Source organism: Chryseobacterium sp. ERMR1:04 (assembly GCF_001297705.1).
Taxonomy (GTDB): Bacteria; Bacteroidota; Bacteroidia; order Flavobacteriales; family Weeksellaceae; genus Chryseobacterium.
The window spans coordinates 906,100-931,599 of the sequence record NZ_LIRF01000003.1 but is presented as its reverse complement, the minus strand read 5'-3'; the positions used below and the strand labels follow the sequence as shown (position 1 = coordinate 931,599).

The 25,500-nt window shown below is 35.3% G+C and carries 20 protein-coding genes; 17 read left to right on the top strand and 3 right to left on the bottom strand.

Features of this window, described 5'->3' with window-relative positions:
* Positions 1-613: 613 nt before the first annotated feature.
* From AMQ68_RS04320 to AMQ68_RS04310, 3 genes are all read right to left on the bottom strand, one after another.
* Positions 614-3,703, bottom strand: coding sequence for a gliding motility-associated C-terminal domain-containing protein (locus AMQ68_RS04320; protein WP_054509364.1), 3,090 nt, complete (start codon positions 3,701-3,703; stop codon positions 614-616).
* Between the two features lie 103 nt (positions 3,704-3,806).
* Positions 3,807-6,887: a T9SS type B sorting domain-containing protein gene (locus tag AMQ68_RS04315; protein WP_054509363.1), complete on the bottom strand. Its 3,081-nt coding sequence runs from the start codon at positions 6,885-6,887 to the stop codon at positions 3,807-3,809.
* A 503-nt stretch (positions 6,888-7,390) separates the two neighbouring features.
* Positions 7,391-9,667, bottom strand: a complete 2,277-nt coding sequence (locus tag AMQ68_RS04310) for a fibronectin type III domain-containing protein (RefSeq protein ID WP_054509362.1) — start codon at positions 9,665-9,667, stop codon at positions 7,391-7,393.
* Between the two features lie 394 nt (positions 9,668-10,061).
* On the opposite strand from AMQ68_RS04310, the gene AMQ68_RS04305 reads away from it, so the two are divergent.
* The 17 genes from AMQ68_RS04305 (at position 10,062) to AMQ68_RS04235 (ending at position 25,490) form a co-directional block, all read left to right on the top strand.
* Positions 10,062-11,702 (top strand): helix-turn-helix transcriptional regulator, encoded by a 1,641-nt coding sequence (locus AMQ68_RS04305; protein ID WP_123905605.1) that lies wholly within the window; start codon positions 10,062-10,064, stop codon positions 11,700-11,702.
* Positions 11,699-12,829, top strand: a complete 1,131-nt coding sequence (locus AMQ68_RS04300; RefSeq protein WP_054509360.1) for a hypothetical protein — start codon at positions 11,699-11,701, stop codon at positions 12,827-12,829. The genes AMQ68_RS04305 and AMQ68_RS04300 overlap by 4 nt, the downstream gene beginning before the upstream one ends.
* 164 nt (positions 12,830-12,993) lie before the next feature.
* Entirely contained in the window at positions 12,994-13,392 is a 399-nt protein-coding gene (locus tag AMQ68_RS04295; protein ID WP_054509359.1) for a hypothetical protein, read from the top strand.
* A 257-nt stretch (positions 13,393-13,649) separates the two neighbouring features.
* Positions 13,650-14,198, top strand: a complete 549-nt coding sequence (locus AMQ68_RS04290) for a TlpA disulfide reductase family protein (protein WP_054509358.1) — start codon at positions 13,650-13,652, stop codon at positions 14,196-14,198.
* Positions 14,199-14,210: 12 nt separating this feature from the next.
* On the top strand, positions 14,211-14,813 hold the full coding sequence (locus tag AMQ68_RS04285; protein ID WP_054509357.1) for a TlpA disulfide reductase family protein: 603 nt from the start codon (positions 14,211-14,213) through the stop codon (positions 14,811-14,813).
* Between the two features lie 2 nt (positions 14,814-14,815).
* Entirely contained in the window at positions 14,816-15,268 is a 453-nt protein-coding gene (locus tag AMQ68_RS04280) for a DsrE family protein (protein WP_054509356.1), read from the top strand.
* Positions 15,269-15,581: 313 nt separating this feature from the next.
* Positions 15,582-15,980, top strand: coding sequence for a type VI secretion system tube protein TssD (tssD, locus tag AMQ68_RS24805; protein WP_082383968.1), 399 nt, complete (start codon positions 15,582-15,584; stop codon positions 15,978-15,980).
* Between the two features lie 136 nt (positions 15,981-16,116).
* Complete coding sequence (locus AMQ68_RS04275; RefSeq protein ID WP_185113386.1) at positions 16,117-18,090, top strand: type VI secretion system Vgr family protein; 1,974 nt, start codon at positions 16,117-16,119, stop codon at positions 18,088-18,090.
* 2 nt (positions 18,091-18,092) lie between these two features.
* Positions 18,093-18,263: a hypothetical protein gene (locus tag AMQ68_RS25250; RefSeq protein WP_160317963.1), complete on the top strand. Its 171-nt coding sequence runs from the start codon at positions 18,093-18,095 to the stop codon at positions 18,261-18,263.
* A 143-nt stretch (positions 18,264-18,406) separates the two neighbouring features.
* A complete protein-coding gene (locus AMQ68_RS04270; protein ID WP_054509355.1) occupies positions 18,407-19,012 on the top strand; it encodes a DUF2235 domain-containing protein in 606 nt (201 codons plus the stop codon).
* Positions 19,013-19,099: 87 nt separating this feature from the next.
* Positions 19,100-19,867 (top strand): hypothetical protein, encoded by a 768-nt coding sequence (locus AMQ68_RS04265; RefSeq protein WP_054509354.1) that lies wholly within the window; start codon positions 19,100-19,102, stop codon positions 19,865-19,867.
* 144 nt (positions 19,868-20,011) lie between these two features.
* Positions 20,012-20,611, top strand: coding sequence for a DUF2931 family protein (locus tag AMQ68_RS04260; RefSeq protein ID WP_054509353.1), 600 nt, complete (start codon positions 20,012-20,014; stop codon positions 20,609-20,611).
* 32 nt (positions 20,612-20,643) lie between these two features.
* A complete protein-coding gene (locus AMQ68_RS04255; RefSeq protein ID WP_123905603.1) occupies positions 20,644-20,976 on the top strand; it encodes a hypothetical protein in 333 nt (110 codons plus the stop codon).
* A gap of 109 nt (positions 20,977-21,085) precedes the next feature.
* Positions 21,086-22,129 carry a hypothetical protein gene (locus AMQ68_RS04250; protein WP_123905602.1) on the top strand — a complete coding sequence of 348 codons (1,044 nt, stop codon included), beginning with the start codon at positions 21,086-21,088 and terminating at the stop codon, positions 22,127-22,129.
* A gap of 31 nt (positions 22,130-22,160) precedes the next feature.
* Entirely contained in the window at positions 22,161-22,652 is a 492-nt protein-coding gene (locus AMQ68_RS04245) for a DUF4280 domain-containing protein (RefSeq protein WP_054510020.1), read from the top strand.
* Positions 22,653-22,662: 10 nt separating this feature from the next.
* Positions 22,663-24,771 (top strand): hypothetical protein, encoded by a 2,109-nt coding sequence (locus tag AMQ68_RS04240; RefSeq protein WP_054509350.1) that lies wholly within the window; start codon positions 22,663-22,665, stop codon positions 24,769-24,771.
* Entirely contained in the window at positions 24,768-25,490 is a 723-nt protein-coding gene (locus AMQ68_RS04235; protein WP_054509349.1) for a hypothetical protein, read from the top strand. Before AMQ68_RS04240 ends, AMQ68_RS04235 begins: the two co-directional genes overlap by 4 nt.
* The last annotated feature ends 10 nt before the right edge of the window (positions 25,491-25,500 follow it).

Below are 25,500 nucleotides of genomic sequence, written 5' to 3'. Positions count from 1 at the left end.
ATAAAATTGAATATTTGAATTATTCAGTTTATCAATTATGTTGAAACTGATAAGGAAGATTAGGGATGAAAAAATATTGCTTGCTGAAGCGAGTTGATTTATTGGCTGAGAAAAATGAGAGGGTTTATTTATTTGATGCGGAAAAATTTTACGGCCTCAAAAGTGAAAATCCCCAACAGCAGTCGAGGATATAAAAACTAATAATTTCGAAAACTCATTTTAATATGAGAATTGGTGTTAAATGTATTAAAAAAAGCTGAAATATTTAGGTGTTTAAAAAGAAGCTGAAATAAAGAGAATTTGACATTTTATATATTCGAGAAAACTAAATAGAAGTGGATAAAAAATTAGAAATTATAGTGTCACAGATTGCAGATCTTCAGGGGCAATTAATACATATTCAAGATTTATATTATAGTATATCTAACAAGCTTGATGGTAATGATATGGAAGCAATTAATACTTTACTACAATGTATAAAAGACCAAAAACGATAATGTAATTCTAAAAATAGAAGAGTTATCAAGTAATATTTTCAGGATAGAGCATTGCTAATAACCAAACCCCCTGCAGAGATCAACTCAGCAGGGGGTTACATTAAACAAATCAGTTATTAATTTCTATTTTTGACTAAAATCCATCCGGAATAGGTTATTTTTTGTTCAGTATCTGGTTCTTTCCATTGTATTTGATACCAATAGGTTCCGGTGCTTACGGGTCTTCCGTCAATGCGTCCGTTCCATTTATACTCTTTAGTTTTATCTGAGGAGAAAACGGCTTGTCCGTAACGGTTGTAGATGATGAATGTAAAATCTTTGAGGTAAACAAGTTCGGTGTAATCCAGGGTATCGTTTATTCCGTCATCATTGGGAGTGATGGCATTCACAAGATTAGGAACGGTTATTTGAATCTGGATAGGCTGACAATTGAAAGCATCTTTTACATAAAACGTATTCTTCCCACGAGGGAGGTTTGTAAATAAATTTGAATCCTGCCATGCAATGTCGTCTCTTGAATATTGATAAGGAGGTGTTCCTCCTTCAACGGTTAGTGTTACGGTATTGTTTTTCACTTCAACATGCTTGATCTTTGGAGTTGGAGTATTCATTACTTTTACGGATTGTTTGGTTTGACAACCGTTAAAAGTAAGAAGTACCCAATAGTTTCCCACCGCAACATTCTGGATAGAGGACGTAGTAGCGCCTGTGCTCCACAGGTAATCTGTATATCCGGGTCCGGCATCCAGAGAAGTCATGGTACCTGGGCAGATGTATTGGTCTACCAGAAGAGGGGACGGCTTAGGCGGAGTAACATGCAATGTTATTTTCGCAAAATCAAAACATCCGTTGGCGGTAATTACCTTAACATATACCACAGCATTGGGAGAGATAAACGGGTTTGGAACCGTAATCTCATTGGTATCATTTTGAGCATCGTTAAGAGTTGGGTAATATCTTTTTGTTACGGGAATGGTTGTGGTAACGTTCGCTGTTGTTAAATTAAATGTTCCCAGATTCGGATTGTTTGCCGTAAAACAACCTTCGATAGTCGCATCCATTACCACAGGAGGCGGCGCAAACGCAAGGTTTATTTTTGTGGTATCGGTACATCCATCTACCGTTGTTACTTTTACATAAACAGAGGCCGGAGCAGTTGAAGGATAAGCATTGGCAGGAATAATTTCATTCGTCCCGGCCAGCAAATCAGCCATGGTAGGATAATAATTCTTCACTGCAGTTGCTGGACCTCCTACATTGGCAGTGGTAAGGTCAAAAGTCCCCTGGCCGTTATTGTTACATGACAGTACGGTTGCATTATTCAAAACTAAAGGCTGTAGGGTTACATTCACTTTCACTTGTTCACAGTCTATAAATTCGGGTGCATTTCCGCAAAATTTATAGGTAAAAGTATCGGTTGTAGTTCCTGCATTAGCGGTATAAGTAAGAAGTCCTGTAATAGGATCTACTGTTAAGGTACCACTCGCGGGAGGGGTTATAATTTGCACGGTTCCGGGTACCGGAGTTTGTGTTGAAGTCGTAAATGCAGGAGTGATGGTTGTTGGAGTACCAGTGCTGCATATAACGATTGGTTTTACACTGTTTGCCAAACAGGTAAATACTTTATAAGGGTAGGTTACAAGCGGAACGCAGGTGCTTTCCGTGATCGATACGGTATAATTTCCTCCCTGTGTTGGAACATAGGTATTTGAGTTGGCTCCGGGAATAGGATTTCCATTAAGATTCCACTGATAATGAGTAAATCCGTTTTCTACTTCTAAAGTAATTCCTGGAATACAGTCGCCTGAAGATTTTTTAATCACGGGCATGGAGCTGAAACCTGCAAAATAACCACCATATCCTAAGTTTCCACTTCCTCCGGTAATCCCTGCGGTAACCGCTTTGGTAGAAGTTATGGTCACATTTCCTGTAATATTGGGAATAGAATACGATACCCAGTCCGTTGTTCCTGTCACAGGAAATGGACCTGTGCTAGCTGCGGGATTAACATTGTTCACAGTCACTGTTGCGCCGGTCTGAGTCAGGATATTAAGCTTGACAAAAAGAGGCGGATTGAAGGTTGTAAAATAGGGCATTTCACCTATTTTCCCAATTTCATCAATTTTTTTTGGAAGAAAACAGTTTAAAGGAGGCATATAGTTAAAACCCTGAGTCGCATCATTGTCTGCAATCCCGGATAGAAGCTGATACACATATACATTTTTAGTTGCTTTAATGTACATATTGAGATGAGAAGGTCCGTTTACGATATAATTCATCGCACTTACGCGATAGTACTGCCCTTCGTTCAGGGTGGCTACAGGGGTTGGATTATTGTTGAGTCTGATCTCGGTATTGTTTTCCGTGGCAACAATAATCGCTCCTTCAATTTCCGGAATAAGATTCCCCATTCCTTTGATAAGGACAAATTCATTGCCCAGACGTTCTACAGGAACAGACTGATCCATAATAATATCTTCTCCATTATAAGGAGGAGCCATTCCAAACTGACCATGATAATTTCCATTGGTTACCGATACGGGTTTATCGGCTTCAATTTTAGCCCCAATGAACCCGTCTTTGTTTCCTGGTTTATTGGCATATCCCGCAAATACATAAGACTGCCCTTTATTCAGGGTAATGGTGATGGTAGGTTGGGTAAGTCCGTTAAAGTTATTGTAGAACCATGTGGTCATGGCATATCCTGAAACTTTAACCTTGGTATTGTTTTCTGTTGCTAAAATTCCGCAGGTAAAGTTTTGGGACAGCTCGTTGTTCATCAATGGGCTGTATACTGCGTAGAACTTTGTGCCAATTCCTGCTTTTCCTTTTGAGGTTAAAATCTCCCCGTGGTTAAGTTCCGAGAATCTATAGGTTGCAAAATAGGGTAGATCTCCATGAAGATAGAGCCCTCTTGTTTTTATGCTCATGGCATCAGATGTATTCTGTCCCATCATGAGGTTTAGCGGAACATCAAAAGTCTGCGGACTTCCCTTGCTGATTGTTACGGTTCCTATGGCCAGATTATTATTGTAAATGGTTACCGGAAAAGGAACCACCGAATCTGTTGATAAAAACAGGGCCTGTCTCTGCGAACCATTACTGGAACTCGCCACCATGGGAGCAAACCAATGATCTGTATCTCTTTGTGCCCAAATAGAAGTGGAGAAAAAAGACAGTATTAATAGTAATAGTATTCTTTTCATAAATGATAAGGAAGATTAAATTAAATATATCCTAACAGCCGTTTCATCAACGTGTTGCTGTTTTGATATCATGCGATGATTAAAAGTGTTGAAGGATCAAATGCTAATTCAGGTTTTTCAATAAAATCCATCCTGTATATTTGATGACAGCATTTTTCAGGTTAGGCTCTTTCCATGAAATCTCATACCAATAGGTGCCTGTAAACATTTTTTTATTTCCTGACATCCCATCCCAGGTATAGTTGTTAAAAGAAGTTCCTTTAAATACATTGTTTCCATATCGGTCATAGACTAAAAATGCGAAGTCTTTTTTATAGGCAAAATCGGCGTAAGAAATATGGTCATTAATGTTGTCCCCGTTGGGAGTAATTGCATTGATGACATTGATGATTGTAATTTCTAGACTCACAGGTTCACAGTTGAATGCATCTTTTACATAGAGTCTGTTCTGTCCGTTTGGAAGTCCCAGGAATATATTGGAAGTCTGCCAGTTTATATTGTCTTTAGAATATAAATAAGGTGGTTTTCCTCCTGTTACGGTAAGAGTTACTTTATTATTCTCAAGATCAATATTTTTGATGACCGGTTGTGGTGCTATTTTTACAGAAACTTTTTGCTTGGTAAAGCAGTTGTTGTATTCTAAAATGACCCAGTAATCTCCAGCTTCTACGTTAGATATAGAAGAAGTTGTTGCGCCTGTGCTCCATTGATAAGACTGATATTGTGAGCCTGCGTCTAAAGTGGTGAGTCCACCAAGACAAATCAGTTGATCTACGAGTAACGGAGATGGGTGAGATGGCGTTACGGTAAGGGTAACGGCAGCTATTGAATAACAACCCGCTGCATTGGTTACTTTGATGTAGGCTGTTCCGTTCGCAGAAAGATAGGTATTCGGCGTAGCAATAGGATTTACCGCAGAAACAGCATCCTGTATGGTTTTATAATATCCTTTTGTAATCAATGTTTCTGTGGTCACTGTTACAGCGGTAAGATCAAAGATTCCTTTATCCGGAGTTGCTTCTATATAACAAGCGGTCAATGAAGCATTTTGTATTTGAGGGCTTGGGCTAAACTGGAGACTGATTTTCGCCTGAGCAAAACATCCTTCAGGAGTTGAAACCTTCACATAAACATCTTTGGGAACAGCAGAAGGATAGGCATTGGCAGGAATAATTTCGTTGGTTCCCGCTAATAAATCTGCAACGGTTGGATAGTATTTTTTGATGCTTCCTATCGGTCCGCCCACGTTCGCAGAGGTAAGATCAAATAGAGCAGTACCGTTACTGTTGCAGGCTTTTAAGATGGTATCTGTTGCGGTGACTGATTGTACGGCTATATTGATTTTCACTTCTTCACAATCTGTAAACTCAGGGACATTGCCACAGAATTTATAGGTAAAGGTATCTGTTGTTGCTCCTGCATTGGCTGTATACGTAAGAACACCAGTGGTTGGGTTTACCGTCAGTGTTCCATTGGCTGGAGCCGTGATAATTTGTACAGAACCTGGTGATGGAGTCTGGATAGAGCTTGTAAAAGCAGGAATTATTGTTTTTGCTCCTACCGAACAGAGTGTTACTGCTTTTATGGTATTAACGACACAAGAAAAAGCTTTATAAACCGGAGTGGTTGCCGGAGGGCAGCTTCCGCTTACGGATACTGTTGCGGTATAATTTCCGGGTTGGGTTGGGGTATAGGTATTGGAAGTAGCTCCCGAAATTGGATTTCCATTAAAATTCCATTGATACGAAGCATAGCTGTCGTCTACTTCAAGGATCATTCCCGGAATACAGGTTCCATTCTTTTTGGAGATAACGGGAATTGAAGAGAATCCTGCAAAGTAACCACCATAGCCTACATTTCCATCTCCACCGGCTATACCAGCGGTCACCGCCTTTGTAGATTCAACAGTAATATTTCCAGTGACGTTAGGAACTGTATACGATACCCAGTTAGCGTTTCCGGTTACAGGAAACGGACCTTGTGTTGGAGTTAACGGACCTCCGTTAAGAGATACCGTTGCACCTGCTTCGGTAATGATATTCAGTTTAACGATGGAAGTAATTGCGGTATAATAAGGCAGTATATTAATCATCCCGATCTCGTCTATTTTTTTGGGAAGAAAACAGCTTAATGGTGGAATATAATTCGCTCCAATGGTTACTTCACTCATCGTTTGAAGACCTGCCATCAACTGATAAACGTAAATGTTTTTGGTTGAACGGATGCGCATATTATAATGTCCTGTACTGTTCTGGTTCATAAATGAGGAAGATCCAATGCGGTATGATTGTCCTTCATTAAGAGTCGCAATTGGAGTTGTTTCATCATTCACATACACCTGGGTATTATTTTCTGTAGCAAGCACCATGGCACCTTCAAGATTTTGTGCAATAGGAGCCATACCTTTGATAAGGACAAATTCATTTCCCAAGCGCTCTACGGGCATCGACTGATCCATTAAAATATCGCTTCCGTTATTGGAGTTGATAATTTGTCCGTTAAAGTTCCCGTTGGTAACGGTTACCGGTTTATTGGCTTCAATTTTAGCTCCCATAAACCCGGTTTGGTTTCCGGCTACGCCTTTGCCTTCTATAATATAGGATTGTCCTTTATTCAAGGTAAAGGTCATAGTGGGGTTGGTAGCTCCTGTAGTTCCGTTGGAGAACTGAACAGAAGGGTTGTAACCTGATACGGTTACGGCTGTATTATCTTCTGTGGCTAAAATTCCACAAGTGAAATTATTGCTGGTTTCTAAAACGGCGATTGGTGCGTAAAGCGCATAAAATTTGTTTCCGATACCTGCTTTTCCTTTTGAGGTCAGTATTTCGCCATGGTTTTTGGTGGAAAATCTGAATGTACAGAAAAAAGGTTTTTCCCCTTTTACATAAAGTCCGCGTCCTGTAGCTTTAAAAACTTCTGACTGATTTCCTGTGATCATTTGATCTGTAGAAACATCAAAAGACTGCGGATTTCCTTTACTGATGGTAACCGTTCCAATCTGCGCATTATTGTTATAAATGGTTACCGAAAACGGAATAAGAGAGTCTGTAGATAAGAACAGAGCCTGCTTGTTGGATTCGTTGAGTCTGGACATCATGGGGGCAAACCAATGCTCGGTATCTCTTTGTGCCCAAATAAATGAAGACCAAAGTACTAATATAAAAATAGATAAGATTCTTTTCATAAATGATAAGGAAGATTATAAATTAGACATTTTGCTTTTCATAAATTTTCAGTTTGATGATGTGGTGGATATGGTGAAGTGTGTTTTTAATGGTTATTTTTCAACAAGATCAATCTTGTGCTAATCGTTTTATTATGATTGGATTCTTTCTGAATAAAGGATTCTTGTAGACCATTGGTATTATAAAATTTATCATTCCATGGAGGAATGGATAAAGACAGATAATTCCTGTAAGCAGAAGAGAAAATAGTTTTTTTACAGAAGTATTGTGTTTGAGAGACAATTATCAAAGCATAAAATAACCGAGTATTTTCCTGTTGATAGATGAGAGAGAAAGGGAGCAGGTTTCTATATTTTTATGGATAAATCTGACGGATTCATAAATAAAGAATAACTCAATAAGCATAATTAAATGAATATCCTCGAAATAAAATAATCTTTTGTAACTGCCTTATAAGCAGCAGCGAAATTACTGCTACTTACAGTTGGCAGAGACAATATAATTACTTTTTAACTGCTTTAATTGTTTTGTTGGTTCCGTTTTTAAATACCATCTTTATCATATACATTCCTGATGATAAATTTTTCAACGATACAGATGACGATGGATTGTTGATCATGGTGATCTGTCTGCCAGTGCTATCGTAAACTACCAGAGAAGATACTTTTGTATAATCAGAAATATTGATTGTATCTGTGAACGGATTAGGATACACCGTAACAGTTGGGATATTTTCTGCTTCATTGGTTCCTAATGTTCCTGCTTCCCAGCTTAGATCATCCCAATAAAAAAGGGCATCTCCACTCGTTTCAAAATCATTACGGATAGCAAGTCTTGCATTAGCGGGTACCGTATTAGGAATATTTACCGTGTAATAATTAGCATTGTAAGCAGTATTCGTAATATCTAATTGTTGAATCAGTACGAATGAAGCTGCATTGGTAGGATCTGTTACGTATCCTACTTTAAGTTTTCCTGTATTTACAGAAGAACGTGCTTTAAATTTAAGTCTGTGTGTTCCCGAACTAACATTAGAAAATTCAGGTAATACCGCAATAGAAATATCTCCTGCCACTACGCAAGTTTGAAACACTTGTTTTGTGCCCGAAGCTGCCGGAGAACCTCCGTTAATAATACAGTCAGAGTATCCTACAGTGATTCCTTTCCAACAAGGGACATTGGTGATTAAACCTGGGGTATAAGAATCAAAGTTTTCTGATAAAGTGGAAACAGGAGCACAGTTGGTTAATACTGAAGTTACAGTGCTCCACGGGCCTTGATCGGTACTGCTGCATCTTGCTCTTACCCAAATGTAATGCGTTTTACCCGGTTCAAGATTTTGAATCGTGTAAGGATTAGCTGTCACATTGGTTATGTTAGGTAGAGTAGCAGCCGTTGGAGATGCATTGGATAGGCTGTAATAGATATCATATCCTGCAGGAGATGATGGAGATGCTGTCCATGCGATATCCGTTGAAGTACTGGTAGGATTAGATGCCGTTAAATTAGTGATCGGAAGACACGTTGGTTTAGGCTCCCAATATACCTCGTCCCAATAAATATTCACAGCAGGAGTTCCTGCGTGTCTTATGGCAAGTCTGGCATTAGCAGGTACCGTGGTTGGAATCATTACGGTATACTCATATCCTGGATATACGGTATTGCTGATATTTACCGATTGAATGTTTACGAAAGTAGACGCATCTGCATCGTTGGTCACATACCCAACATTTAATACACCTGCTGCACTGCCTACTCTAGCTTTAAATCTCAGCCAATTCGTTCCTGCATTTACATTACTGAACGCTGGAAGAACCGCAATAGCTGTGTTAGCAATATTACTTGCATATTGGTACATGCCTTTTGTACCGTTAACACCGTTGGAAGAAATTGTCTGGTAACCGCTGCCTAGAACTATTCTGTCCCAACAGGTAGCATTATAGGCTCCAGATTGTGTGGTATCAAAATTTTCAAACATAGAGGTCATCGGGTCACATTTTGTTTTAAATGTACCACGTAAAGACCATGCACTTTTGGAAGTTGAACTACATACCGATCTTGAATAGAAATAGTATTGGGTAAGTGAAGTTAGGCCGTTGATGTTAGCTGAAGTTGTTGTACTGCTTCCTGATGGTACCGTTGTATTATCCGGTGGTGTAGTGGTGGAAGAGTAATAATACTCATATCCATTAGCTGATGCAGAAGTCGGAGCTTCCCAAGATAGGGCAGCGGCTGAATTGGTAATATTAGCAGCGGTAAGCCCTGTGGGTACATAGCATGCAGGAGCAGGATCTACTTTTAAACTAAAATCTACAAAATTCCCATATGGGTTATTCCCACAAGGAGAAACAGGAGCAGGTAATGAAGATCCGGTCTCAATTCTTATTCTGTAGATTCCTGTAGCCTGTGATGGAGGTATAAAAAATACATCGTTTACAACAGATTGGGTAGGAGATGTTACTGGGTTTTCGTAAAAATCATCAAAATCGCCATCATTATTCCAGTCTATCCAGACTAAAAATTTAAGACTCGTAGTACTGGATTCGAAGTGTACATTGACCGTGCTACCAGGATAAGACGTTACCATCTTGCTGGAATTATCTACATAAGCCTGATAAGAGGTCGTATCATAATACATGGCCCCTTGGTCAGAAAGTGAGGCACTTTTCAGATAATAGGTCTGGCTTGTTCCACCCGCTGTAGGAACACAGTAGGTTTGGGCGTTCAGGTTAAAAAATGGAAGAAGTAAGATCATCCATAATAGGTAATGCTTTCTCATTTTTATTTTAGTTTAGAGTAATTGATATTATTATGTTTCAATTTTTTTATTCATTAATAACTGCAGAAGTTTGCTGGATTTCCTCTTATCGTATTTGCTTTCTAGCGTAAAATGAGTGTTCAATCATGTTTTTTTTCTGAGCTGTACATTCATTAGATTATATTGATTTTTGTTTTTTTCAATGGGTAATTATAGGGCGTAAGGAAGGTGATGGTTTTTCTGAAATTTTTCAGATAAGTCTAATATTTAGAATCAGGAATAAAGGTTTAAACAATATTAAGATTATATTTGTTGTTCGTAAAAGAATAAGCTTGCATAATTCCTTTAATTTACAAGGGTTGAAAGTTTAAAATATTGTAAATAAGGTGTTTGCGTGGCGATGTTGCAAGAGAGAATGATAATAGGAATATCAAATAAAATTAAACTGAAAATCAATTACGGATCAAAAAATACGTTAAAAAATAATATTTTAATATTATTTTTCACCCTCTTACTTGCAGGATTTATGAACGGGCAATCTGCCCCTGATTTCAGTATTTTAACAGACAAAGCTTTTCAAAAACTATATCAAAATCCGGATGAGTGTATCACTTATTCTCAAAGTTTTTTGATTAGTGATAAGAATATTGAACATAAAATTGTTTTGCAGAATATCGTTTCCCAAGCCTATGCGATGCAGGGAAATTATATGCAGTCTGTAAATATTTCCAACCAAAAAGATGACAGTCAGCAAGAAGGTTTATCCCGTTTTGTACAGTTTTTCGGAGAGTACAATTTAGCAGATCAGTATCAGAATTTAGGATTATATAATCAGTCACAACGGATAATTTCCGGTATTTTGGCAGATCATGAATTGCTCGATACTACAGATCCAAAAATGAGGATAACATTGGCGAAATTATACCAGCTTCAGGCGATTAATTCAGGGATTATCAGGAATTATAATGCGGCGCTGAAAAGCCTTGATAGTAGTGATCAGTATCTTGACAGTCATAATGAACAAAATAAGATTATTAGATGGGAAAACAAGATTTTCCGTTCTTCTTACTTAATCAAACAGAATAAGCTGGAAGAGGCAAAGAAAATGTTAGAAAGTACAATTCATGATATTGATAATCATGGGAATAATGCTTTCTTGTCCGCTTATGCTTATGAAACGTTATCACGCTATTTCTTTTTAAAAGAAGATTATAATGCTTCTATAAAAAACCTGGAAAAGAGTCTTTCATACATAGAAAGGTTACCCTATAATAACGTGAGGATTATAATCTATGAATTGATGTCTAAAAGCTATCTGGCGCTCAATAATGACGAAAAGCATCATTACTATAACAAACTGTATACGGATCTGAAAACGAAGCATGATGCCAGCAAAAAAGAAGGAATACAGTATATCGTAAAGCTTGTAGATACTTATCAAAATAAAAATCTGGAATTCCAGAAACAAAATAAATTAAGACAGCTTAATGTTATCATTATCATTGTGTTACTTCTTGTAGTGGGAGTCGTTAGTTATTTCTTAACGGAAGTACGAAGGAATAAAGATCTGAAAAAACAATTCGGTTTTTTTGAAAAACAGAAACAGAATGAGCAACTGATACCGATAGAAACACTCAAAGAAAAAGAGGCGAAAGAGAATAAAACGGCTGACAAAGATTCATCTAAAATATCAAAAGCAAAAGAAGATGAAATTTTGCAAAAACTGAAAGAATGGGAGAAATCTGATCATTTTTTAAATAAAAACATGTCTATTTCTGTCCTTTCGGCCGAAACGGGAATTAATACAAAATACCTCTCAGAAGTTATTAATAGCAATATGGGAAAAAACTTTAACGGATATATTAATGAATTAAGGATCAATCATGTTGCCAGACTGTTAAAAACCAACCCTTCCTATCTCAATTATAAAGTAAGTTACCTTGCAGAATATGCGGGTTTTTCTTCCCACGGAGCATTTACCAATGTCTTTAAATCCCTAACAGGAATGTCTCCCAATACCTATATTCAGGAAATTACCAAAAATAAAAAATCGTGAGAATAGTCTTTTATATTGCTTTATTGTGTGCTTTGCTTGGTCAGATTTCGGTGTATGGACAAGAAATTTCTGATGATTCTTTGATGAAAAAAGCAAATCAGGAGATTTATAATAATCCTGACAATGCAATACGTATTGGAAAAAAATTAATTCAAAAAGAAAAGGATATCAATAAATCCATTACAATTTATCTTCTTATTTCTACTGCCAATATTGCGAAAAGAGACTTTGATGAATCTTTGCGGTATATTTTGATGGCAAAAGAGCTCGCTCAAAAAACGAATGACCTGAAAACGCAAACCAATGTTTTGGTGTTAATTGCCATACAATATCAGCAGATGGAGCTGTTCAGTAAAAGTTTGGAAACGCTGGATGAAGCTGAAGAATCTCTGATGAAAGTTCCGGAAAGTGCTTCGTTCAAACATTTTGAAATGGCCAGAAGTTATGCGGTACGCGGAATGATTTATAAAAGCCAGTCGAATCCTGAAATTGCTCTTGAAAAGTTTAAAATTTCCATTAAAAATTTTGAAAAAATAAAGGAAAAAAAAGAAACCTATTATAACCAGAGCATCGTTTATTATAATATAGGATATTGTTATCTTATTCTTAATCAGACTGAAAAAGCGCGGCCTGCCTTTATGAAATCTATTTACTTTGCCAAGTTGATTAAGGCGAAAAGCTTGGAAGCATTTACCTTGAAGGGGCTTGCTGAAATGCATAAACAAAAACATCAGAATCAGAAGGCGCTGAATTTATTGAAAGAAGCTGAAATTCTATGCCAGGGAACAGGAGATCTTACCCTTAAAGAAGGAATTTATAAAGAAATAGCTGATAATTACCTGTCGATGGGGAATCAAAATCTATATCAGGTGTATTGTAAAAAATATTTTGAAATGAGGTTTCAAAGAGAGCAAAATGAATTGGTTTCTATCAACCGCTCTATCAATAATCAAGATATGGAAATGTTGAAAAAGAGTCATGAGATCGACACTCGTTACCGTTACTTTAGCATTGCAGTAGCTGTTTTTGGTTCGCTTGTTTTTGCATTGTTTTTATATTTCACATTAAAAATAAGAAGAAAAAATAAGAAGTATCATAAGGAGATTCAGGAATTGATCAGATCTTAAGTTTTTAATATTGCATTTAAATGATTGGTAATCTGTTGTTTTAATGGATTTCTTTTTTAATATAAACAAAGTTATTCAAGCAAAGACACGAAATGAAAAACGTTAAAACAATAAAAACTGTTAATATTTTTGAAAGGACTGTTTAAAAATATACTTTTGTAGGAATGAGTTTTCAGAAGGTATATCAAAATAGTAAAATGAGATCTGTTTTAGGGATAGTTTTCATTTTGTGCATTCTGATTTCTTCGTGTGCTGTAAAGTTTGGAATTAAAAATCTTCTGAATATACAGACCAATTCGAAAAATAATTCATCAATTCCTAAAGAAAAATTTACGGGCAGTACTTCTGCATGGCAATGTAATTTTTGTAAAGAAAAAGACATCATATCGAATGGTGATGTCCCATTTTCGGTTTCAGATCTTCAGGGATTTATAGCCTTTGCATTCATCTTTTTAGGAGGCGCTTTTCTGCTTCTTACATCTCAGAAACATCCTGTTTACGATTCTTCCAAAATAGGAAATAAAATTCCCATATTTTTAGAATACCGCAAACTTATCATTTGATGTTGAAATCAAAAAAATCTGCTTTAATAAGTAGATTACATTGATTTTAATTTCTTTAATCTTTATCGGCCCTAGAGGTCTGGTAATCATTAATACATCAAAAATAATAAGAGAAATTTATCAATTTTATCAGGAACTTTTATAAAAGAAGTTTCTTCTTATGCGATGACCAAAGTTGTCGGGGCATTTTCTCTTTCTAATCAAATTCTTAAAAACCTTCAAAAGAAGGAAAAACAGAATCTCAAAAAAATAATAAAATGAACAAATTTTTAAAACAAAAAAGAAATATTTTTATCTTGTGTGCTGCTTTAATCTCTTTCGGAATAAAAGCCAATCAACCTTCAATCAACGATTTTAAAAGTCCGAATCATTCTCATAAAGTAGAAAATCCGACCAATGAGGATCTGGTTTTTATGGGTGAAAATGGAAAAAAGGTATCGTTGAAAGAACTCAAAGGAAAAGTAGTTTTTGTCAATCTTTGGGCAACGTGGTGCGGACCATGTGTAGAAGAAATGCCGACCATTAATAATCTTAAGAATAAATTTAATGGGAATAGCAATATTGTTTTTGTACTCTTGGATGTGGAAGGAAATATAGCGAAATCTAAAAAATTTATGAAAGGTAAAAATTATGATTTGCCTGTTTATATTGCAGGAAAAAAGATTCCTTCTGAATATTTTCAGGGAGCGATTCCTACCACTTTGATCTTTAATAAAAATGGAGAATTGGAAGCCAATATCAAAGGAGGAACAGACTTCGACCGACCTGAAGTGTATGAATTTCTAAAGAACTTAACAGAGAAATAATTGAGCACAAAAATGGATAAGTTTAAACAATGGTTCAAGAAAAACTGGAGTACTGCAATCTTGGGAGTACTATTTGTGGTATTATTAGTCAGTCCAAATGCTAAAGCCTGGTTAATGAGGCAAGCGATTTCAACAGGATTATTTAATGCTAAAATAGAAGAAAAAACGAGCGGAAAACAGCAAGGTGAAAATAAAGACTCACCTTCTGTTAGCTTGAGTGTACGAGATGAAAAAGGAAGAATTATCAGTACTTCTGAATTGAAAGGTAAAGTTGTATTTATTAATTTTTGGGCTTCTTGGTGTCCGCCTTGTAGAGCAGAGTTTCCTTCAATACAGCAATTTTACACAAAATATCAATCCAATGCTGATGTCGTTTTTCTTACCATAAATCTTGATAATGAAACTGCTGACGGAAAAGCATATCTTGAAAAAGAAAAATTTACAGTTCCTTTTTTGGTTCCGAATGATAATATTCCCTCAGAATATTTCAACGGATCACTTCCTACAACGGTAGTATTGGATAAAAAAGGAAAAATAAGATTGCGTCATTCAGGGATGGCAGATTACAGCAAAGATTCTTTCTACCAAGAAATTGACCAACTTTTAAAAGAATAAAAATGAAAAACTTAAAGAAAATACTATTTCTGGCGACCGCTTTTATTGCTGTAAAACATTTGGCTCAGCAAACTATATCAGAACATCCTGTCGCAAAAGCAACTAAGAAACACTATAATGCCTTGTATGTCATCAATGAATCTGATGAAAACAAAATAAAAGCAATTATCAGAAATGTAGGCAATGCTTTGGAAGATCCTCGATTAAAAGGGAAACTTGAAGTGGAGTTACTGGCGTTTGGAGGAGGTGTAGAGATGTTTAAAAAAGACAATTCCTATGAATTGGCACTTACTGCATTGAAAGATAAAGGAGTGGTGATGGTAATGTGTGAAAATACACTGAAAGAAAAGAAAATTGCCAAGAGCGAGCTTTTCGATTTTGTGAATTATACCCCCAGCGCCAACGGTGAAATAATCCTTAGAGAATATGAAGGCTGGGCGGTTGTTAAACCTTAAATTTTATAACCAATCGTTACCTCAAATCTTAAAAAATAATTGAAAACGCTATGTTTGAAATCACAAACCACCTTGTTATTAAGAGGTGGTTTTTTGTTTTATTATAAATGTAAATCAATGGAGTAATTATCCTTAAGAATAACAGGATCAAGATGATAAATTTTTAGTAAACTCATTGTTTTTTAGCTAACACTTGTTAGTCGTAGAACTACTACAAAATATGAAATAATGCTAAAAAAGTTTTTTGAATTAAAATGTGGTATCTATATTTGTTATAACAATACATTGAAAAACACAGTATTAACAATTAAAGATTAGAAATTATGGCGGAAAAAAATTCAACGGAAGCGAGGGTCAAAAGTTATTAAAACTGAATTACAGTGTCGCAAGATCTACAGACGTTTCAGGACGTGTAGCATCAGACCCATCGAATGCAATTATTAAGTTAACCATCGAAGCTACAGAGAAATCTGATATTCTGGAAAGTTTACTTAATGGTAAATACAAACCAACAAGCGGAGAAGTTACTTTCAATAAATCTCATGAAGAAGGAACATTAATTACCCTGAACTGGGAGAACGGTTATGTTATCCAACATGAAGTAGATTTCGACGCAGTAGATCAGAACTCTATGCTCATCAGTTTCGTGATCAGTGCAGAACAAATCAATTATGGTAATTCTGCTTACGAAGGACTTTGGCCATCTACTTAAGATTGATGCTTATTTAGAGATTAGCACTTACAATAGGCTGTCATTGATGATGGCCTTTTTAATCCAATTTCATTTAAATACTGTATTTATTTTATGAAATAGTAAAAATTATTTTCGATAACAAAAAAACACCAAAATGAAAAACAAAAACAATGAAAATGAAATTCCTTCTAACGAGGATTATTCAAAATTAAGAAAATCGTCTTTTACACCGGATAACAATGCTGATGCTATTTCAGAAAACAGATTATCAGGAATTAACTGCGTCGTAGGAATTGAGATTCACGCAGACGGAAAACCCATTAACCATTTCAACCATTTTAAATTAACACAAAGTGCCGTCAGACATCATGAGTTTGAAATTGTGTTGGCCCATGACAGTTTGGAAAACAGACAATCTGAAAATCTGGAAGACGCCAATAAGCTATTAGGAAAAAGATTCACCGTTAGTTTCAAATATAAAGATTCCGATGCTAAAGACAATCCCCAGAAATCTTTTGTTGGTGTAATCACTTCCGTAAGCTTCAGTCGGAAAAAGACAAGTTTGGGTAATATTGTTCTTAAGGGATACAGCCCAACCATTTTTTTAGACGGAGAAAATCATACCCAAAGTTTTGGGGGAGATCAGCCTGCGAATATAGGAATCATTGCCAACGAAGTCATCAAGCAAGGGATTGATACGCAGTTTTATGATATTAATGTTGATACCAACGACAGTTCACAAATTTTATACAGCAGTCAGTACAACGAAACGCATTACAATTATCTGGCAAGAATGGCGGAAGCTTATGGAGAACAATTCTATTATGATGGCTATGTACTGCATTTTGGAAAACTTCCTGCGCCTAGTAGTAAACGCATTCAATTAATCGAGGGTAGCAATGTAAGTGATCTCAATGTAGAGATCAAAGCTGTACATACCAAGCCTCAATTTTATGGGTATAACAGCAGCAAGAATCAAAAGCTAACTTCTGGGGCCACGCCGATACAACATTTAGGAGATTTGGCACAAACAGCCTACGCCAACAACAACAAAATATATAAAACTCCTTCTCTGCAAGTGGCTCCTATAAAAGCAGCAACTCATTTGGATGTAGAATATTCCCAAAAAAGTAGCTCGGGAAGCAAAGCCGTTGATGTGATGAATGTTTCGGGGTCTACGTCTATTCCTTTTCTTCATCCCGGATGTGTGGCTGATATTCAAACAAGGGTACGGGATTCTAATAAAACCCACCATCTTACCACCCTTATGATTACAGAAACGACTCATGAAGTAGATGCAAGAGGCTATTACAATGGAAGTTTTGAAGCTATTTCCGAAGGAACGGGCTATATGCCCAAACCGGAATTTCATGTCCCAAGACCGGAACCTCAGATTGCTACAGTAATTTCAAATACCGATCCTTTAAACCAAGGTCGGGTTCAGGTAAGATTCGACTGGCAGCTCAATGTTACAACAGATTTTATCCGTATGATGAGTCCTGATGCTGGAGGGACAGATCAGATTAGCCAGAACAGAGGGTACGTAGCCATTCCGGAAGTTGGCGATCAGGTAATGGTTAATTTTCAACATGGACATCCTGATCGACCTTTTGTAATGGGTGGAATGTTCCATGGCGGAATTGCTTTAGGAGGCGGAATAAATAATCATCTAAAATCTATACAAACAAGAAGTGGAATCCGGATTTTGATGAATGATGAAGAGGGAAGCGTTAAGATTCTTGATCCTAGTGGAAACATCTATTTTATGGATGGGAAAGGAAATATAAGCTTAAATGCACCTAAAAACTTCACCTTGTATGCAGGCGAAAATATTAATATTACGGCAGGAAAAGAAATTGTGGTGGACGCTGGTGAAAGTATTTCAAGCACAGCTAACCAGAATATCAGTTCTACAGCAGGAGTTGATATTGTTCAAAATGCAGCAGGAGATATAAGAGAATCTTCAGATACAAGAACGGAGATGGTGGAGAAAGAATTTAATAGACAATCCGAGACTTCTAATGAAATAGCCGGAGAGATCTCCATGTTTAGCGAAAAAGAAAATATGACCATGCAAAGTGGAAAGATCGTAGAATTTAACAGTGCTGAAAAATCTAAACTTTTTTAATTATGGCTATAAGAAAAACTGCTAAAAATATATGGATCAAAGTAAACAATTCCTATCATTTAAGGGTTGGACAAAAAGTTGAAAAAATCGCAGAAAAGATCAATGCGGAAGCAAAACAAGGAAATCTTGTTTTGGCAAGCAATAAAAAAATAATGTCTCATGGGCATAAGTAATGGCAGGTGAGAAATATAGAATTTGAAAATGTATTTTCATTTTATGAGTAGTGAACAAAGTGCGAGTAAATTTAGACGGGAGACAAAAAGTGATTTTTTTGCTGGTGCTTTAGTAATAAAATAAGGAATTTTAAAAATAAATTATGTCGAATGTAGTATTTGGAAATTATACTCCATCACCACCGCCAAAAGGACAAATAAATATCCGGATAGGAATTTTTTTTGATGGCACACAAAATAATAGGAGCAATACAAAAGCTGGTGGAAATGAGCCGGGATATGATCCTACTATTGAAGAGAAAGAAGCTTACAATGAATATTCTAATAAAAAAGATGATAGCTATACCAATGATTTATCAAATGTGGCAAGAAAGGAATATCATTATTTTGAAGATAAAAGTAAATATATAGGTAAAGTATATATTGAAGGTATTGCAACAGAAGATTTACAAGGGGATATAGATAAACCACTAAATCATAAAGGGCTTGCTTATGGCGCGGGAAGTACAGGCATAATAGCTAAAGTACAAAAAGGATGTCAAATAGTGGCTGAGAAAATTGATGAGCTTAAAAATAAATTTGAAGTAAATACCATTATATTAGATGTTTTTGGTTTTAGTAGGGGGGCTGCTGCGGCAAGAAATTTTGTTTATGAAGTCAATCAAACTAATCCTAAAAATGGACTGTTGGGATTTATTTTAGATAATAATAAAGTAGAGTATATGTCCATTCAAATTAGGTTTCTATGATTATATGATACTGTATCTTCTTATGATCCCAAAGCGAGTGAAATCACAGTAAATCCTGATTATCACAATAATGTAGAAGAATTGAATTTGAATACATTAAAAGCAAAAAAAATTATTCATTTCTGTGCTGCAGATGAACATAGAGAAAATTTCATATTAACAAGAGTAAGACTTGCAGGGGGAGCAGATTTCTTTCTACCAGGTGTTCATTCTGATGTTGGAGGTTGTTATACTCATAATATGTCGGAAAATAGACAGATTATGGATTTTGATAATGCTTTGGGAGATGGTCTATCTGATGAAGATTATACAATCGCTTTAAATAATGATTTAAATAATCTCATTGAGCAAGGTTGGTTTAAAAGTAATGAGGTTGTTGCTCCAAACTTTTGGCTTGAGACCTATATTAACAGAATGAAAATAAGTAATAAATACAGCTTTGTTACTCTCCATATAATGAGTGAACAGGTTAATAAAAACTATTTGAATACGATTAAAATGGATAATTTGAATATGGCATATAAAATTCCTAATGGAACAGAAGATGAATATTATTCGCTTGATTTAACTAAAGTTAAAAAGAGGCTTGATGATTATGTCAATGGATTAGCTCCTGAGATGACCTATCATACGAAGATCGAGATTGAAGAGTTGGAAAGACAATTAGTTGCAAAAACGATAACGAAGGAGAGATTTGATTTAATTGTTCAGGATCATAATTTATTAATATATTTAAGAAACAGATATCTACACTGGAACTCAAGATTTGGGGAAATTGGGTATAGACCTCATTTCATATTTGATAAAGAAACTTTACAAATAAAAAGATTTCGCGAAATGGCTTTTAATTCATGAAAACTCTTGTAAAGCATATACTTTATATTATTCTAGAGAAGATATTTTAATTAAAATCTCAAAAAAGAAATCAAAATGCATTTTAAAACGAGTATAATCTATATTTTACTTTTCATCAGTACATTAATTTCATGTCAAAATAAAATGGAAAAATATAAATGGCTTCCTACGGAAAGTTCCCCTCTTTTATACCCGATGAATATTTATCAGGGGCACCTTTTTCTTGAAGATGGTACAAATGTGTATATTCCTTGTTCGGGTAGTTCTCATACAGGCTGGGGGTATAGTGGCTCTCTGCATAGTCAAGGGAGTGATTTAAAATCAGTACCTGTTAAATTGGAGGTGACTTGGGCTTCTTTTTTAGAAAATAAATTTTATAAAGGAAGTTGGGACTTGCCGGTAGATAATATAAAAAAACTATTTAAAGAAGGCACGGTTAATTGGCGAACCAATGAAAAAGAAACTTATTCTTCTGTTGTAGTAGGTTTAGCACCGGGAGGTGTCGTTGTCGTTTGGATGTATGGTAATGATCAACAGGTAGAAATAGGGCGATACCAGGCAAAAGAAACTCATGTTTCTATGAAAGATTATGTTCCGGGAAATCCTACAGTTTCTCAAAAAGAATTTTTTGAACAATTTGGAAAATTAGATGACTCTGAATTAGAAAAAAATATAAGGAAAAAGGAATTCAGTTTGGGATTTGGGATACATATCGTAAAAAATACAACTGGAGAACTAAGATAGAAATTCCTAATCATGAATTAAAAAATGTAACCTTGGAAATGTATAATGGAGAAGAGGAAACATTATTTAATGAAACGATTAAAGAAAATCCATTTAAACAAAGAGCAATTCCACGTCTTTTATCTTATTTATTTGAAGATAAAAATGGGGAACAGACAGTTTTTGAAGTAAGATATTTTGATGAAGATGAGATATTCTCATTATTTAAAAAAGTAGATGAAAGCCAGCCGATAGAAATTATACTTCGAATGAATGAAGATTTCAGTAATACAAGATTAGTCTTAAAACAAGGGGATAAAGAATTTCCAATACAAAAGATTGATCCTGAGAATAGGTGGAAGTATAAAAAATATAAATCAAAATAATAGACTCATCTACTATGAAAAAGGACATGGTGATTATTGACCCCTTACATTTTCACGATTAAATAAAAACAGCAGACAGAAAATAGAATATCATTACCAGATCATGGATATGCAGACATTTAATAAACATATTGTTCAAAAAGATGAAACCTTAAAAAGCGTGGCTGTTTTATACGGATTATGCGCTGATGATTTGAAGTTTTTTCATAATAATCAGTGTGAGGTAGAAGATATGATCCTGATAGAAATTACCCGGCAGATTGAGCTTTTTATACCAAGAACTTCGGTAACGGATACAAGTAAATTAGTCAATTTTGGTAGCGGAAATAGATTGGTTTTTCAACCTGAGAATTCTTTTTCTAAATATGGAGTCACCATCAATATTGAAAACGGAACTCGTAAAAATGAACTGAAATATGAAACTTCTGTACGCTGGTTAAAAACAGAAAACAATCTGCATTTTTTTGAAATAGACCGAATCTCAAAGTTATTTCTGAATGAAGAAGAAGTAAATGAGATTGCTGATCTGTTAGCCTACAAAACATCTAAAGTTTTATACCCGCTACAAGTGAGTGTAGATGAAGCAGGGAAATTCAATGATATTGAAAATACCTCGGTGTTTAAACAAAGATGGGCAGAGGTAAAAGAAGAAGTATATAAAGAATATGATGGTGAAACAGTAGATGAATATTGTCTTACAATAGAGGAATTACTCAATGAACCGGATACTTTACGTCTGTTTTTAAAAAACGATTATTTCACGAGAACCTTGTTTTTTGGAGTCTATCAGAGTTTCGGTCAGGTTTTTAAAATAGAAGGGATAGAAAGTTTTCCGCTAGTGAATAATGCCGTAGAGCCCAATTATAAAATGGAGTTGGAGATTGATCCGTTAAAAGATGAATATAATTTAATCAATATAAAAGGAAATGGAACTTTACATGATGAACGAAGCAGGTGTGATTTTATCAACGGTGCGCCTTTTTCATCGATTGTAAAGGAAGATCCAGTGATGAATAAAGAAGGATCTTTTAGGATTCAATATTATTTAAACGGAAAGACCTCACTTCCGGAATCGCTGTATTTAGAATGCGATATCATGCTACAGGAAAGAAAAAAAATATCGGTTGTTGTAGCATGTATCGATGAAAAATAAAAACATAACACAAATAAAAAGATTAAAAATTATGGCAGAAAAACATATTGTAGTACAAGGTGCTATGTGCAAATGCCAGTTTGGACAAATCCCGGACAAACTCAAAGTGCTGACGCATCAGAAAGAATATGCGAATGATAAAGATGCTTCCAAAAAACTTATCGTAACCACGAAAGAAATAGGAGCGGCAACATTTGAGAAAAATACATTTGGTAACTGTACAAGGATGGGATCTCCACCACCACCGTGTAGAATAATGGTAACCCAATGGCAGGACTTTTACGATAAAGTACAGCTCAGTAATGGAGGATTCATTATTTTAGAAGATAGCAAAGCCATTTGTGCGATTGCCGGAACGCCATGCATTGAGATTATAGATCATGGGCAGAGAGCTGAAGCCAGTCAGCAGAATTTTAAAAATGCAGATCAGGATGTACAGCAGCAGATCAATCCGTTGGTGAATGCAGAAAGTATGCATGAAAAACAGCCTACCCATAAAGGAATTGAACACGGTATAATATAAAATTTACACTATGGCAAGAGGTATAGATAAAATAAAATATGTAGGAGGTGGTATCTTTATCAAGATGTCTGTTCCCAATCTAAGAATTACCGTTCCACCCGATAGAACTATAGGTTTTAAAGTAGAATGGGAAGCTGGTGCTACTTCTGCAGATAAAACGCAGCCCATCACTTGGTTTGTACGGAGCACAGATAAAAGAGATTATGTGAGCAGTGATACTTTGCCATCATCTCAGACATTTGGTTTTAAAATTCCAAAAATACTCTGCGGAAGTTATCATTATTTCATTGATGCAAGCTTATTAGGAGTTCCTGGCGCAAATTCTAAAGGCATTTTTGTAAAAGGATATTGCCCTCCAAGGATCGTAAAGAGTAAATGGTCTACAATAAATGATGGCGAAGATGTGCGAAGCAGTCACCAATTTTTTTACGGAGACAGAATCTGTTTGGGGCTGGAAACCGAAGGATTAAATGGAGATTTTGTGACAATAGATATTTTCAGACGGGTAAGAAGAGGAGGCGGTGTGGATGATGATCAGCATATTGCAGTGTATACAATGGCAAAAGTGATCGATGGTGAAATAAATATAACGTTAGGAAATACGTATGGATGGCTGGGGAATATAAAAAAGCCCAGTGATGTAGAAGAATTTTATGTGAAAGTAAAATCTACCGATGGAAAATATATTACCGATGGCAAGGATGATTTGCATGCGAGATATTTAAGAATTAAAAACAAAATTTCTAATACAAGAGAGCAGACATCTACCAGCAATACGCCTGTAAAAATAGGGGATACCGAAAAATCCGGTGAAAGAATGTCTTTGGCAGCAGTATATTTCAGACCTTTAAATACCTGGAATGGTGAATTTGGTTTTGATTGGCTTCGGGAAAAAGACAATGGTTTAGCGCCATCAAACGATCCTGCGTATGCAGATATTATTGAAGGAGGATATTTGGATGGGATTTCAGATTTAACGGGAGGGGCTACAGGAACAGCATATGCAAAACTTAAAAACCAATATCAAAGATTACCTGTTACCAATACAGGATATGCCGTTACAGAATATTTTGCACCTTATTTAACGTTGTTTCCTAAAAGCTTTGTAGACACACTGCCCGCAACATTACTGGTAAAGCCTAAGTACGAAGCAGAGTTAAAGGTATTGGTGGCCATAAACGGACCTATTGACAGATTAGAATTTGAATATGATAAAAATTTACTAACCGTAGATAAAAATATATTATCAGACAAAACCAAAACCAACAGTTTAGTACCTTCTGCAGATACTTCCATAAAAATAACCTGTAAAAAGGATTTGACCTCCGACAAAGACATTAAAATCTACTGTTATCCAAAAAATAATATGCCACGTATATTGGCTGGGAAAATTAGAGTGCTGAAGAATGATGTTTCTGTTAGGAAAAAAATGGATTTTGTCTTATTGAATGTTTGGACGGATTCAAATCAAGATAATAGAAAAGAAAAAGGGATTTTTGGTCCGAAAGAAATAGAGAACTTGTACTATTCATTACACCAAGCTCTTATTATTCCAAATATTGTAAAAACAACTTTGGATCTATCTTCCAATTCAGATTTTCAAATAGGAGGGAAACATGTAGAAACTGATTCTTCAGGGGGTAATCTTATTGCTTATGTAGACCGTATCAATCCTAATTACAGAAATCCGGCATTGTATACTGATGTACAAAGCTTATTTTTTAATGATAAAGATGCAGCCGGAAATTATAAGAATATCCGTTACAGAACTTATTTTACAGTGTTTAAATTTGGTTTAGAATCCAATGATCCTGGTACATTAGGTGCGGTTGACCATATAGGAATTCATAATGTAATTATGTTTACTTTAGTACCAGGTGATGATTGTACGTTGAATCATGAAGTTTTACATGGTTTGGGATTGAATCATACACACCGAGATGATAGACCAATAAAAATGGGGTATAAATATATTTTTCCATGTGCTATTCCTACTCACTTCCAGCCTGCTGCAAACAATAGAGCATCAACAGATAACATGATGTCCTACCGTTCGGTTACCCGTTCTACGTGGCGCTGGCAATGGAATGTTATTAACTTAAAAATTTCAGAAAAATGAAACAAATGATTTTAATAGCATTTTTGCTAATTTTAAGTAATTGTGATGGTCAGAATAAAGAAAAATCAATACACAAGAGTATAACAGTTAAAAATAAAATACCTCATTCAATAAAAAACGATACTATGGAATATTTTAATGAAAATGAATATATAGATTGGCAGCAGGACCCAGAACATTGTAGCTCTCAGTTTCCATGTGAAGAGAATAATAAATTTTTAATGAAAGCGAATGAAAGAGTAAATATATTTACAGATACAAAAACTTTCATCCAAGTAGATAAGAGTAATAAAATAAATCCTTATAAAATTATCAAAGTTTACTCTTTTAAAAGTAAAAATCTTTTAAATATTTCAAAAGATTTTTACTCATTCCCTGTATCATATCAAAAATATGATGAAAATGGGAAATTAATTGAAGAGAAAGATTATAATAAGCCGTATGAATTTTCTATAAAAGATTTAGTTGAAAAAATAAAAAAAGAATATAAGGTAGATTTAGAAGATAAAAGAGAAAAAGCATTTGCCGGAAGAAAAGCAAAAAATGGAAGTTTTTATTATGAAGTTAGTATAGATATGAAGGTACCTCTTGTTACAGAATTGAAATATATCTTAGTGGATGGGATAACTGGAAAAACTCTTTTTACAAGTATTTATTATACAAAAGGAGGTGGGGAAATTCCTTTTGACAAGTATTTAGAAACTTTAAAGAAAAAATAAATTGAGGGTC